The 12,620-nt window shown below is 57.0% G+C and carries 12 protein-coding genes and 1 pseudogene; 6 read left to right on the forward strand and 7 right to left on the reverse strand.

Annotated features, from left to right (window positions below):
• Window positions 1-237: 237 nt before the first annotated feature.
• Window positions 238-1,689: a pyruvate kinase gene (gene pyk, locus B195_RS06060; protein ID WP_003442637.1), complete on the reverse strand. Its 1,452-nt coding sequence runs from the start codon at window positions 1,687-1,689 to the stop codon at window positions 238-240.
• A 153-nt stretch (window positions 1,690-1,842) separates the two neighbouring features.
• Here pyk and B195_RS06065 point away from each other — a divergent pair, with 153 nt between their 5' ends.
• The 3 genes from B195_RS06065 (at window position 1,843) to sbcB (ending at window position 4,266) form a co-directional block, all read left to right on the forward strand.
• The gene (locus B195_RS06065) at window positions 1,843-2,223 is read left to right on the forward strand and encodes a tol-pal system YbgF family protein (protein ID WP_003442634.1); all 381 of its coding nucleotides are present in this window, start codon (window positions 1,843-1,845) and stop codon (window positions 2,221-2,223) included.
• A 176-nt stretch (window positions 2,224-2,399) separates the two neighbouring features.
• The gene (locus tag B195_RS06070; protein WP_003442630.1) at window positions 2,400-2,759 is read left to right on the forward strand and encodes a PilZ domain-containing protein; all 360 of its coding nucleotides are present in this window, start codon (window positions 2,400-2,402) and stop codon (window positions 2,757-2,759) included.
• A 61-nt stretch (window positions 2,760-2,820) separates the two neighbouring features.
• Window positions 2,821-4,266 (forward strand): exodeoxyribonuclease I, encoded by a 1,446-nt coding sequence (gene sbcB, locus B195_RS06075; RefSeq protein WP_003442627.1) that lies wholly within the window; start codon window positions 2,821-2,823, stop codon window positions 4,264-4,266.
• A gap of 80 nt (window positions 4,267-4,346) precedes the next feature.
• Here sbcB and mvaT read toward each other — a convergent pair whose 3' ends face one another.
• The gene (gene mvaT / locus B195_RS06080) at window positions 4,347-4,724 is read right to left on the reverse strand and encodes a histone-like nucleoid-structuring protein MvaT (RefSeq protein ID WP_003442624.1); all 378 of its coding nucleotides are present in this window, start codon (window positions 4,722-4,724) and stop codon (window positions 4,347-4,349) included.
• Window positions 4,725-5,072: 348 nt separating this feature from the next.
• On the opposite strand from mvaT, the gene purU reads away from it, so the two are divergent.
• The gene (gene purU / locus B195_RS06085; RefSeq protein WP_003442621.1) at window positions 5,073-5,921 is read left to right on the forward strand and encodes a formyltetrahydrofolate deformylase; all 849 of its coding nucleotides are present in this window, start codon (window positions 5,073-5,075) and stop codon (window positions 5,919-5,921) included.
• A gap of 115 nt (window positions 5,922-6,036) precedes the next feature.
• Complete coding sequence (locus B195_RS06090; RefSeq protein ID WP_003442618.1) at window positions 6,037-6,234, forward strand: hypothetical protein; 198 nt, start codon at window positions 6,037-6,039, stop codon at window positions 6,232-6,234.
• 7 nt (window positions 6,235-6,241) lie between these two features.
• Here the strand turns inward: B195_RS06090 and B195_RS06095 are convergent, their stop codons facing one another.
• From B195_RS06095 to B195_RS23220, 4 genes and pseudogenes are all read right to left on the reverse strand, one after another.
• Window positions 6,242-7,009, reverse strand: a complete 768-nt coding sequence (locus B195_RS06095; protein WP_003442615.1) for a DUF2334 domain-containing protein — start codon at window positions 7,007-7,009, stop codon at window positions 6,242-6,244.
• Entirely contained in the window at window positions 7,002-8,114 is a 1,113-nt protein-coding gene (locus B195_RS06100) for a glycosyltransferase family 1 protein (protein WP_003442612.1), read from the reverse strand. Before B195_RS06100 ends, B195_RS06095 begins: the two co-directional genes overlap by 8 nt.
• 130 nt (window positions 8,115-8,244) lie before the next feature.
• On the reverse strand, window positions 8,245-9,084 hold the full coding sequence (locus B195_RS23215) for a methyl-accepting chemotaxis protein (protein WP_369826387.1): 840 nt from the start codon (window positions 9,082-9,084) through the stop codon (window positions 8,245-8,247).
• Window positions 9,085-9,102: 18 nt separating this feature from the next.
• Window positions 9,103-10,134: pseudogene (locus B195_RS23220) on the reverse strand (cache domain-containing protein); the annotation flags it as partial.
• A gap of 196 nt (window positions 10,135-10,330) precedes the next feature.
• Between B195_RS23220 and B195_RS06110 the strand changes: the two are divergent.
• Window positions 10,331-11,803 carry a helicase HerA-like domain-containing protein gene (locus tag B195_RS06110; protein ID WP_003442606.1) on the forward strand — a complete coding sequence of 491 codons (1,473 nt, stop codon included), beginning with the start codon at window positions 10,331-10,333 and terminating at the stop codon, window positions 11,801-11,803.
• 96 nt (window positions 11,804-11,899) lie between these two features.
• On the opposite strand, the gene B195_RS06115 is transcribed toward B195_RS06110, so the two are convergent.
• Complete coding sequence (locus B195_RS06115; RefSeq protein ID WP_003442603.1) at window positions 11,900-12,358, reverse strand: DUF721 domain-containing protein; 459 nt, start codon at window positions 12,356-12,358, stop codon at window positions 11,900-11,902.
• Between the last annotated feature and the right edge of the window lie 262 nt (window positions 12,359-12,620).

A 12,620-nucleotide genomic window follows, 5' to 3' on the forward strand; every position in this document is an offset into this window, starting at 1 on the left:
CGACGCATAAAAAAGCCCCGCATCGCTGCGCAATGCTGTTCGCCTAAACGACTGCTATCTCAACTGTAGGAGCGAGCTTGCCTCGCGATGGTCTCGAAATGCCGTGTTTAATCTGTAAACACGGCGTTTTCGTTAACAATCATCGCGAGACAAGCTCGCTCCTACCACGGCAGGGTTTAGTTCTGTGAACAGCTTTGCTCATCGTTGCGGGGCTTTTTAGTTCAAGTCCTGTGGGACTTAAACCATTTTGTCGCCGACATGCAGAATCTTCATGCCGTTGGTGCCACCGATGGTGTGGTAGCTGTCGCCCTTGGTCAGGATGACCCAGTCGCCATTTTCTACGACGCCACGCTTGAGCAGTTCGTCGATGGCAGCCTGGCTGACTTGTTCTGGCGGCAGCGATGCCGGGTCGAACGGCACGGTGTAAACGCCACGGAACATGGCAGCACGGGCCTGGGTTTCACGGTGCGGGGAGAACGCGTAGATCGGCACCGAAGAACGGATGCGCGACATGATCAACGGCGTGTAACCACTTTCGGTCAGAGCGATGATCGCTTTGACACCAGGGAAATGGTTGGCGGTGTACATGGCCGCCAGCGCAATGCTCTGGTCGCAGCTTTCGAAAACCTTGCCGATACGGTGGCTGGAGGTTTTGCTGGTCGGATGCTTTTCAGCGCCGACACAGATCCGCGCCATGGCCTGTACCGCTTCCAGCGGGTAAGCGCCGGCAGCACTTTCAGCCGAGAGCATCACGGCGTCGGTGTAGTCGAGAACGGCGTTGGCTACGTCGGACACTTCGGCGCGAGTCGGCATCGGGTTCTGGATCATCGACTCCATCATCTGGGTCGCAACGATCACCGCTTTATTGTGGCGGCGTGCATGCAGAATGATTTTCTTCTGAATGCCCACCAGCTCGGCATCGCCGATTTCCACGCCCAGGTCGCCACGGGCAACCATTACTGCGTCACTGGCCTTGATCAGCCCGTCGAGGGTTTCGTCATCCGCTACGGCTTCAGCGCGTTCAATCTTCGCGACCAGCCAGGCAGTACCGCCGGCTTCGTCACGCAGTTGACGGGCGTATTCCATGTCGGCGGCGTCCCGCGGGAACGACACGGCCAGGTAGTCGACTTGCATTTCGGCAGCCAGCTTGATGTCAGCCTTGTCTTTTTCAGTCAGGGCCGGCGCGGTCAGACCACCGCCGCGACGGTTGATGCCCTTGTGGTCAGACAGTGGGCCGCCGATCAGCACGGTGCAGTGCAGGGCGTCATCGGTGGCGGTGTCTACACGCATTACGACACGGCCGTCATCGAGCAGCAGCTCGTCGCCGACGCCGCAGTCCTTGACCAGATCCGGGTAGTCGATGCCGACTACTTGCTGGGTGCCTTCGGTCAACGGATGGCTGGTGGAGAAGGTGAATTGATCACCGACCTTCAGCTCGATCTTCTTGTTGGCGAATTTGGCGATACGAATTTTCGGGCCTTGCAGGTCACCCAAGAGGGCAACGAAACGGCCATGTTTGGCAGCGATTTCACGCACCAGCTTGGCACGAGCCTTATGCTCATCCGGGGTTCCGTGGGAAAAGTTCAGACGGGCGACGTCCAGGCCAGCGAGGATCAGCTGTTCCAGCATCTCCGGTGAATTGCTGGCAGGGCCAAGTGTGGCAACGATTTTAGTTCGACGAACGGACATGCAAAGACTCCTGAGTTCAAGCGCAGCCAAAGGCTACTATGGTCTTTGGCTGTAGTCATTGTTCCTCTGCACTACTTTCGACTTAAGTTGTGGTGCCGCAGCTTGAAGAATTTTCCCGTGGGGTCGATACAGTGTTAAGAACAGGAGATCCCCATGCGTTTTTTGCTCATTCTATTGATGGCCGGCAGTGTCGTCGGTTGTACCCGCTGGTCGATGAATCATCACCTGAACAGTGCCTACCGTGCCTATGACCGGGGTAATTGCGAAGCGGTGATGCTGGAGTTGTCCGAGGTGGATCGCGAGAGCCGCAGTCGCCCGTATATCTGGCCGCAGACTGCAATGTTGCGCGGACTATGCCTGGAACGAACCAAGTTCTATCTGGACGCTGCCCAGACCTATCAATACATCATCAATGAGTTCCCGAAGAGCGAGTATGCCTATCGCGCCAAGGCGAGGATCGAGACGTTGAGAATTCTTAAATTCATTCCGGGCCCCGGTGCAGGAGCGACTCCGGCACTGCCTGCTACCATTTGATGAAGTATCAACTGGCTAGTGGCTATATGATATCGCTGTGCTGCTGTTAGAGTATTCCGGGCTTTTTATGGATTAATAAAGGTATCGATGTCTGCTGGTTGGCCTGAGAGCGAGCTGCGGAACATTTCAGGCAGTAGCGCGGTCATGCTTAATGGCCTTTCAAAGTGATATTCGCCATGGTTATAGATCGCCGTATCCAGCGTCATCAACTGACAGGCTTCCTGGGCGTGCTCAACCGGTTCACAGGCAAACCCATCGGGTATCTGGGCAATGTGTCCGAGGGTGGGCTGATGCTGATCAGCCAGTTGCCGCTGCTGGTGGGGGCTGATTTTGAACTCAGGCTGCAAGTGCCCGGGCCTGATGGGGAGCTGCAGCTGGTGGATCTGACGGCACGATGCCTGTGGTGCATTGAAGACGTCAGCCCACAGTGCTACGACTCCGGTTTTATGCTGTATCAGCCTCCTGCGCAATACCTCGTGCTGATCGACAGCTTGCGCGAGTATTTCAGTTTCCTGCCGTTACAGGCCTCGGCTTAGGTCTGGCCTTGCACCGGTTTGAGCGCCTAGACTGACGGGGTCTACAGCTCAGGAACACCCCGTGACCTCTATTTTTTGGTACGACTATGAAACCACCGGCATCAACCCGCGCTGCGATCGGGCTGTGCAGGTTGCCGGTATCCGCACCGATGTCGACCTCAATGAGATTGATCAGCCGCTCAATCTGTATTGCCAGCCCAGTGACGATATTCTTCCTCACCCCATGGCTTGCCTGATCACCGGTATTACCCCCGGGCGCCTGGAAGACAAGGGCCTGGGGGAGGCCGAGTTCATGACCCGCACCCACGCGCAACTGGCATTGCCCGGCACCTGTGGCGCAGGCTACAACTCCTTGCGTTTCGATGACGAAGTCACGCGCTACAGCCTGTACCGGAATTTCTTCGATCCTTATGCCCGCGAGTGGCAGGGCGGCAACAGTCGCTGGGATTTGATTGATGTAGTGCGAACCGCGTATGCCCTGCGTCCGGAAGGAATTGTCTGGCCTGAAGACGAGGGGCGAGTGACCCTCAAGCTCGAGCGTTTGACGGCTGCCAACGGGATTGATCATGGCCAGGCCCATGATGCCTTGTCCGATGTGAGGGCCACCATCGCGTTGGCGCGGCTGATTCGTGACAAGCAACCCAAGTTGTATGAGTGGTTATTCAAGCTGCGCACGAAACAGCGGGTGCTTGATCAAGTTCGGTTATTGCAACCCATGCTGCATATTTCAGGGCGCTTCTCTGCGGCCAGGCATTATGCGGGGGTGGTATTGCCGCTGGCCTGGCATCCAAAAAACCGCAATGCACTGATTGTGTACGATCTGCATTTTGATCCTCAGCCATTACTGGACATGGATGCAGAGTCCTTGCGCCAGATGCTCTATACCCGGCGCGAAGACTTGGCTGAAGGCCAGCAGCCGGTTGCGCTGAAGCTGATACATGTTAACCGTTGTCCGGTGGTGGCCCCCTTGAATGTAGTGCGGGCCCAGGATCAACAGCGTTTGCAACTGGACATGGCGCTTTATCAAGCGCGTGCGGCGACGCTTATTGAGGCTCAGCAAGTTTGGCAGGACAAGTTATCGGCTATTTATGCCAGCGAAGATTTCGTCCCCGCTGCCGATCCCGAGCAACAGTTGTATGACGGTTTTCTCGGTGAGCGTGATCGTCGATTGTGTGAGCAAGTCAGGCTCAGTGATCCGGAGCAATTAGCAGGTACTACTTGGCCTTTTGATGACGAGCGTTTACCTGAATTATTGTTTCGCTACCGTGCGCGAAACTTCCCCCATACCTTGAGCGCGGAAGAACTTGAGCGTTGGCAATTGTTCTGTCGGCAGCGCTTGACCGACCCGGCCATGGGCGCGCCCCTGACCCTGGATGATTTCACCCGCGCAGCGCTGGAGTTGTCACGCAGTGCCAAGCCCGCCCAACTGAAGCTGTTGAGTGAATGGCAGCGCTATGCGCAAGGTCTTGGCCGCCGTCTGGGGATGAACTCGCAGGCGCAGGACTGACACTAAAAGGCAGGCAATAAAAAACGCCAGCAAGCTGGCGTTTTTTATTAGCGGTGCATAACGCAGCGCGAAGGGGGCACTTAGTCCAGCAGAGTTGCCCAGCCTTCAACTACGTCGCCGCCCCACTTGGCTTTCCACTCTTTCAGGGTCTTGTGGTTGCCACCTTTGGTTTCAATCACTTCACCGTTATGCGGGTTTTTGTATTGTTTAACCTTGCGGGCACGTTTGGTGCCGGTGGTTTTAACAACACCGCGTGGTGCTTTGCTTACTTTGGCTTCCGGATCCAGAAGGGCGATAATATCGCGCAGCGATTTTTGGTATTCGCCCATCAGCGTGCGCAGTTTGCCTTCGAATTCCAGCTCGGTTTGAAGTTTGTCGTCTTCCGACAGGTTTTTCAGGCGAGCTTGCAGTTCTTTGATCGCTTCTTCAGTTGCACGGTATTCGTTGATCAGGGACATGAGGATAACCTTATGTTGGAAAGGGTTTACAGGGAGACAGTGATGCAATAATAGTCAGACAGTTACTGCAAGTAAATATGCAAGGCTCGATTAATTCTAAAATTTAATTATTAACATTTTCCCATTCCTATATCAGCGCTATTAAATAAGCCGTTGTCAGGTGAATGTTAAGAAAGATTAATAAATGTCCTGGTTCACCAATAAAAACCCTGAAGGCCCCGCTCCCGAAGGCGTAGCAGGTGGGTGATGCGACCCTGGGGCGCACGCAATAAGCCTCAAGGAAGACTGTAGTTTTGCTGCGCACTCGCTAGAATGGCGGCCTTAGTAAAGTTTTGGAGTTTTTCCCTGATGCGCACTTTTCGGTTGGTGATCGCCTGCCCCGACGGCGTTGGTATTGTTGCCAAGGTCAGTAATTTCCTGGCCTCACACAATGGCTGGATCACTGAAGCGAGCCACCACTCGGATGATCAAAGCGGCTGGTTCTTTATGCGTCACGAAATTCGTGCCGACTCCCTGCCATTTGGACTTGACGCTTTTCGCGAGGCGTTTGCCCCGATCGCCGAAGAGTTTTCGATGGAGTGGCGCATTACCGATACCGCACAAAAAAAACGCGTGGTCTTGATGGCCAGCCGCGAATCCCACTGTCTGGCAGATTTGTTGCACCGCTGGCACAGCGATGAACTGGACTGTGATATCTCGTGCGTGATTTCCAACCACAATGACTTGCGCAGCATGGTCGAGTGGCACGGCATTCCTTTTTACCATGTGCCGGTTGACCCGAAAGACAAAGAGCCGGCCTTCGCCGAAGTCTCGCGTCTGGTTAAGCATCATGCTGCCGAGGTCGTGGTTCTGGCGCGCTACATGCAAATTCTGCCGCCGGATCTGTGTCGCGAATATGCCGGCCAGGTCATCAACATTCACCACAGCTTCCTGCCGTCATTTGTCGGGGCCAAGCCTTATCACCAGGCTTCGATGCGCGGTGTAAAGTTGATTGGTGCAACCTGCCACTATGTGACCGAAGAACTGGACGCCGGTCCCATCATCGAGCAGGACGTCGTACGCGTCAGCCATAGCGACAGTATTGAAGACATGGTGCGTTTCGGGCGTGATGTCGAGAAGATGGTGCTGGCCCGTGGCCTGCGCTATCACCTCGAAGACCGTGTACTGGTGCACGGCAATAAAACCGTAGTGTTCTGATGCCGCAATCGATTACAGGGGCCGGCTGACCGGCTCCTGTATCGCCGCCTTCGTTGCTCTGCAGCGACTACAGCCAGGGTTAGTGCAACATAAAATCTTTCAAAGGATTTGTGTCATGACCGATCCGTTCGATAAAGCCACTTCCACGGCACCGGCAACCCTGGGTGAGGGCTGTCTAAGCCGTTACGACCCGCAAGCATTAAGCCCGCAGGACGGCACAGAGTTTTCAGATGCCCGGGCCTTGTGGCTGGCGTTACACCCGCAACTTCCCGACGATCAACCCCCGGATACGCTGTCACCGGCCGCTGACTGAGATGAACTCATGCCGGCGACGAGCCTGTGGGCGCACTTAAAGAGTCGAGCCATGCGCTTTTGGTGACGGGCCTGCGGCCGCTGTCGATCAGACGCTTGAGGGTTTCAAGCCAGTAATCGCGGGAGAATCCATGGCGCATATCCACAGGATGCAGGCCCAGTCGTATCAAGGGTGCATTTTGCCACTGGCGTTCACGCAGATCGCACACCACTTTTGACACCCCTCGACGCCATGCACTGCCAGCACTCCAGACCAGCCCCGGCGCATCAATGGCTGAAAAATCGGGCAGACGATAAAGGTGCTGTTGATCGCTGGTATAACTCAAGGGCAGTTGGCGCAAGGCCAGGCGTGTGCCTTCGCTCATCAACCACGCCGGGGCAACAAAGCCGCGAACTGGCCATTGATAGCGCTCAAATACTTCAAGCCCACGCTCCAGCCGGCTCAGTGCCCGGGTTTCGGACAACTTGTAGAACTCCCCCTCCCAGGTATACACCCGGCGCATGAACCAATCGCGCGGGGTGCGCGGTGCAGGCATGTCATCGGCATGGAAGTAACCATGCAGTACCAGTTCGTCGCCCCTGGCCACGCGGCTGTCGAGCATGTTGCGCAATTGGTCGGCACCGGCCAAAGAGCCGCCATGGTGAAAGTCCGGAACCACCAGCCAGGTGATCGGGATTGCGCCCATGGCATCGACAGCTTCGACAAACGGTTGATAATCGGCCCAGGTTTGCGGGGCGACATCGTGCAGCACCAGCGCCACCACCGGATCAGACATGGACAGGTACCGCCTGATGGGTGCCGGTCAATGCGTGATAATGAACCAGCAGGTCCTGCACCACGCGATCCCAGGAGTAATGCAGTTCGGCCCGTTGGCGGGCCTGCCGGCCAAGTTGCGCCGGATTGTTGGCGAACAGTTCACGGACGGCGTTGGCCATCGCCTCAGGGTTGTTCGGTTGGCACAGCAGACCCACCTCATCGTGCACGATTTCCCTGAAGGCCCCGGCGTCAACGGCCACCACCGGAATGCCGCTGGCCATGGCCTCGAGAATGACCAGGCCAAAGGTTTCCTGGTCTCCGGCATGTACCAGAGCATCGGCACTGGCCATGAGGCGGGCCAGTTGAGCGGGGGGGCAGAAGTCGTCAATGACTGTCACGTTATCCGGCACCAGGGATGGCATCTGTGAGCCCACCAGCAGCAGGTGCCAGTTCTGGCCCAAGTCGCGCATGCAGTCGAGCAGAACCGGGAGATTTTTTTCCTTGGCGCCGCGCCCGGCAAAAATCAGCAAATGGGCGTCAGGGCTTATCTGCAGCTCTGCACGCAGATCGGGGTCGCGGTGCTGAGGATTGAATGTCTGCAAGTCGACGCCCAGGGGTTGCACGAACACATTGTCGACCCCCAGGCCGATCAGTTTGTTGGCCATGACCTGGCTCGGGGCCAGGACCCGGTCGAAATGCCGGTACAGCCTTCTGACATAGGCTTCTACATTGGGTGTCAGCCAGTTGCCCATGCGGTTGCGCACCAGCAGCGGCAGATCCGAGTGATAAAAGCCAATGACCGGTATGTCCAGCTGCCGCCGGGCATCGAGTGCGGCCCAGGCGGTGAGGTAGGGGTCGCCGACTTCGATCAGGTCCGGCTGCAGGTCTTGCAAAATATTGCACCAGGGCGCCAGGCGGATCGGGAACCGAAAACCGTTGCCAAATGGCAGGGCCGGGGAGGGGACCTGGTATATGCCGTCGTGCACTGTCCGGTTGCTGCCCGGCACCAGCAGGCTGTGACGGGTGCCCGGCAAACGGCTCAGGCGTCGGTGCTTGGCGTCCAGATAAGTGCGCACGCCGCCACTGGCGGGCGCATAGAACATGGTGATGTCAGCAATATGCACGGCCTTGAGCCCTTTAAATGTCTATCGTCCATGGGGTTGACCTTAATGGATGATAGATGTTCGCAGGAATTGAGCCGGGTAAAAAACGCGTAACCGCCAAGTGCGGGGCTACGCGTTGAGTGCAGGGCGATCAGATGCGGAAACTGCCCACCAGTTGCTTGAGGCGTGCGGCCTGTTGTTCAAGGTCCGTACAGGCTCGCAGGGTGGATTGCAGGTTCTCGACGCCCTCCTGGTTCAGGGTGTTGATCTCGGTGATGTCCATATTGATCGACTCAACCACCGAGGTTTGCTCTTCCGTGGCGGTAGCGACGGACTGGTTCATGCCGTCAATTTCGCCAATGCGCTCGGTGACGCTGACCAGACGTTCGCCTGCACGGTTGGCGATTTCCACACTGTCCTGACTGTGGCGCTGACTTTCCTCCATGGTGCTCACCGATGCGCGCGCGCTGACTTGCAGCTCCTCGATCATGGTTTGTACTTGCTGCGCCGACTCCTGGGTGCGGTGCGCCAGGTTGCGCACCTCGTCAGCGACCACGGCAAAGCCGCGTCCGGCTTCACCGGCGCGGGCGGCTTCAATCGCGGCATTGAGCGCCAACAGGTTGGTTTGCCGGGAAATGCTGGTAATCACTTCAAGGATCTGGCCGATGTTCACTGTCTTGTCATTCAGTGATTCGATGTGGCTACTGGAGGTGCCCAGCATTTGCGACAGTTGCTGCATCGAACCGATGCTGCGCTCAACCACTTGCTGACCTTCTTCTGCCAGGCCGCGGGCGTCGCTGGCTTGATGCGAGGCCAGGGCAGCGTTGCGGGCGATTTCCTGGGCAGCTGCGCCCAGCTCGTTGATCGCTGCTGCAACACTGTTAGTGCGGCTTGCCTGTTCGTCAGAGTTGAGCATCGATGAGTTGGAAGCACTGACCACCCGCAGGGCGACTTCGTTTACCTGTTCGGTAGCCGATGATACTTCGCTCATGGAGGTATGAATGCGCTCGACAAAGCGGTTGAAAGCGCTGCCCAGGGTGCCGAACTCGTCGTTGGATTCAACCACCAGGCGCCGGGTCAAATCACCTTCACCTTCAGCGATGTCTTGCATCGCGCGGGTCATCACATGCAAAGGTTGCAACAACAGGCGAATCAACAGGCCGAGCAGGGCGATGATCGAGACCAGGGCAATGCTGGTGGCAATGATCGCTGATGTGCGAAATGTGCTGAGCATTGCGAAGGCTTGTTCTTTATCTATAGACAGCCCGACATACCAGTTGACCGAACCCAGCCCTTTGACCGGGCTAAAGGTCACGATCCGTGTTTTGCCATTGGCCTCGGTTTCGCTGATAACCGGACTGATCGATGGTGTGTTTTGCGGGTAAATATCCTTCAGGTTCTTCGACACCAGATCCTTGTCCGGGTGAACCAGGATTTTGCCGTCGGCACTCACCAGGAAGGCAAAGCCCATGCCATCGAAATCCAGGGTGTTGATACTGTCAGCGATGGTTTTCAGGGTCAGGTCCGAGCCGACCACGCCCAGGGTTTGCCCGGCCTTTTTCACCGCGGTACCGATGGAGATAATCATCTGCCCGGTTACAGCATCTATATAAGGTTCGGTCAGGCTTGCGCTGCTGCTGTTGAGCGCGTCCTTGTACCAGGGCCGCGTGCGGGCGTCGAAGCCCTCGGGCATCTTGCTGTTGGGGCGAATGGTAAAGTCGCCCTGGCTGTCGCCAAAGTAGACTGCCATAAAGGTGCTGCCCAGGGCTTTTTGTTCCAGCAGGCTGGCCACTTGCGCTGGGTCTGAAGCAATGGCTATGGATTCTGCAAGATTTTCCGTGAGCAGAATCCGCCCTCCCATCCAGGTTTGAATGTTATTGGCTGTGATGTTGCCCATCTCGTGCAGATAGTTATCCAGATCATTGCGAATGGCATTGCGTTGCAGGTAATCGTTGTACAGCGTAAATAGCGAGAAGGCGGCTATTACGATCAGGGACGCGGCAAGCAGGATTTTATGGCTGAAACGCAGGTTTTTATTCATGGCTTGAAGGGTCCGCTAAGGTCTAAAAGTTTGAGGCCTACTCTGTGGAAACATGCCCATGCGACAAATCACTGTCAGAACCTGAATGGGCTCTATATTTGTCAGTACTGTTTCCTACGCTAAATCCGGTTTTATCTGATCTAGCATTAAGGATGTATCGACTCGCGATCGCGAAAGATTAATCAAAGGTGGAAAAATGCCGGACTTATCTGCTCTTGTTCTTGGTGCTGACCTTGCGGGTCAGCCCGTAGCCCAGTCTTTGCGCCTGGCAAACCGTCATGGCCTGGTGGCGGGCGCCACGGGGACAGGTAAAACCGTGACCCTTCAGCGCCTGGCTGAACAGTTCAGCGATGCTGGCGTGGCTGTATTTGCCGCTGACATCAAGGGCGATCTTTGTGGGCTGGGTGCGGCCGGCAACCCTCAGGGCAAAATTGCCGAGCGGATTGCCGGCATGCCATGGCTCGATTATCAGCCGAAGGCGTATCCGGTTACGTTGTGGGACATACAAGGCAAGACCGGTCATCCATTACGCACAACATTGAGTGAAATGGGACCGCTGCTACTGGGCAGTCTGCTGGAGTTGACGGACAGCCAGCAGTCGGCCCTGTATGCCGCGTTCAAAGTGGCAGATCGCGAGGGTTTGCTGCTGCTTGATCTAAAAGACCTGAAAGCCTTGCTTAATCATCTGCGCGACAACCCCCAGGTGCTGGGCGATGACGCGGCTTTGATGACCACCGGTTCCAGCCAGGCCCTGCTGCGGCGCCTGGCAACACTTGAACAGCAGGGCGCCGAGGCCTTGTTCGGCGAGCCGGCGCTGCAACTGGAAGACATTCTGCAGCCGACCAGTGACGGTCGCGGCCGGATTCATCTGCTCGATGCCAGTCGCCTGGTGCATGAAGCGCCCAAGGTTTACGCCACGTTCCTGTTGTGGCTGTTGGCGGAGCTTTTTGAACAGTTGCCGGAGCGCGGGGATGCCGACAAGCCTTTGCTGGCGCTGTTTTTCGATGAGGCCCATTTGCTGTTTGCCGGGACGCCCAAAGCATTGCAGGACCGCCTTGAGCAAGTGGTACGTCTGATTCGTTCCAAAGGTGTTGGTGTGTACTTTGTAACGCAATCGCCAGCGGACTTGCCGGACACTGTGCTCGCGCAACTGGGTTTGCGGATTCAGCATGGACTGCGGGCTTTTACCTCTAAAGAGCAGAGATCGTTACGGGCTGTAGCCGACGGATTTCGGCCTAACCCGGCTTTCGATGCGCTGGCGGTGCTGACCGAGTTGGGCACCGGCGAAGCGTTGGTGGGCATGCTTGAAGAAAAAGGCACGCCGGCCATGGTTCAGCGAGTATTGATTGCACCGCCGCAATCGCGGATCGGCCCGCTGACCGAGGCTGAGCGGGCGGCCTTGATTGTCGGTTCGCCGTTGCAAGGGCGCTATGACAAACCGATTGACCGGGAGTCGGCCTACGAAGTGTTGTTGGCCCGCAAGGGCGTAGCACCGCAGGAGCAAGTCAAGCCACAGGAACCGGGTCTTCTGGATCAGGCCGGGGACTTCCTGGGCTCAACGGCCGGCAAAGCATTGCAATCCATGGCGCGTCAGGCGGCGGGCCAGATGGGGCGGCAGTTGGTTCGCGGGTTGCTGGGCTCATTGCTGGGTGGCAGCAAACGCAAGTAGTGGCTGGCGTAGGCTCGGAAGGGTTGCGCAGCAGCCCGACTCAGCTGATGGGCCGGGCATTTTCATCGCTGGCAAGCCAGCTCCGGCACGTATCGGTTACTGAGGCTTGGGCTTGGCGTGACTGGCCAGCCGCTCAAGGGCGGCGCGCAGGGCCGGGTCGCTGATACCATCGGCCGTTGCCTGGATGGTCTGGGCGGCATTGACCGAAAGGTCGAGCGTATGTCCGGCAACTTTGGCCTGCACCGTCGGTGGCTGCACTTTAAACAGGATCCGGGTCAGGCTGGCGAACTCGTCAAATGCCTGCAACTGACGCTGCAGGCGCTTTTGCTGATAACGCAGGCGAGTGGCCCAGTGGCCATCGGTCACAATCAGCAACAGGCTGCCTTCACGCCATGAAGCGACGTGGCAATGTTCGCGGGCGGCCGGCTGGAGCTGGCTTTCAAGAAGGCGTTGCAAGTGTGCCAGACGTTTGGCGTGGCCAAAAATGGCCTTCAGGGGCTTGGCCTCGCGGAGCAGAACGGAGGGTGCCCGTGCTGGGTGTGGGCGAAATGCCATGTTCAGACACCTGAGGAAACAGAGCCGCAATCTTAGCAGAAACCGCCTGTTTCACTCGATATGATCCTGATTTCAAAAACTTTATTTGTGGAATCAATGAGTAACTTCTGCTCTCCATGGGTTGAAGTTCAGCAAAAAGCCCTTATTTTAGTGAGGCCCCGTCACAACGCTGCACCAGTATCGTGGAATAACGCCACTTTCCTCACCGACGTTTCCGGGTAGAATGCTCGCTCGCATGCGGCCATCAGGGCTGCTCGGGCGA

It is taken from the genome of Pseudomonas sp. Lz4W (assembly GCF_000346225.2).
GTDB lineage: Bacteria > Pseudomonadota > Gammaproteobacteria > Pseudomonadales > Pseudomonadaceae > Aquipseudomonas > Aquipseudomonas paraversuta.

What these genes read in the sequence shown, in the direction of transcription:
- pyk (WP_003442637.1), bottom strand. Translation starts at nt 1,689, where the DNA reads ATGTCCGTTCGTCGAACTAAAATCGTTGCCACACTTGGCCCTGCCAGC.
- B195_RS06065 (WP_003442634.1), top strand. Translation starts at nt 1,843, where the DNA reads ATGCGTTTTTTGCTCATTCTATTGATGGCCGGCAGTGTCGTCGGTTGT.
- B195_RS06070 (WP_003442630.1), top strand. Translation starts at nt 2,400, where the DNA reads ATGGTTATAGATCGCCGTATCCAGCGTCATCAACTGACAGGCTTCCTG.
- mvaT (WP_003442624.1), bottom strand. Translation starts at nt 4,724, where the DNA reads ATGTCCCTGATCAACGAATACCGTGCAACTGAAGAAGCGATCAAAGAA.
- purU (WP_003442621.1), top strand. Translation starts at nt 5,073, where the DNA reads ATGCGCACTTTTCGGTTGGTGATCGCCTGCCCCGACGGCGTTGGTATT.
- B195_RS06090 (WP_003442618.1), top strand. Translation starts at nt 6,037, where the DNA reads ATGACCGATCCGTTCGATAAAGCCACTTCCACGGCACCGGCAACCCTG.
- B195_RS06095 (WP_003442615.1), bottom strand. Translation starts at nt 7,009, where the DNA reads ATGTCTGATCCGGTGGTGGCGCTGGTGCTGCACGATGTCGCCCCGCAA.
- B195_RS23215 (WP_369826387.1), bottom strand. Translation starts at nt 9,084, where the DNA reads ATGAGCGAAGTATCATCGGCTACCGAACAGGTAAACGAAGTCGCCCTG.
- B195_RS06110 (WP_003442606.1), top strand. Translation starts at nt 10,331, where the DNA reads ATGCCGGACTTATCTGCTCTTGTTCTTGGTGCTGACCTTGCGGGTCAG.
- B195_RS06115 (WP_003442603.1), bottom strand. Translation starts at nt 12,358, where the DNA reads ATGGCATTTCGCCCACACCCAGCACGGGCACCCTCCGTTCTGCTCCGC.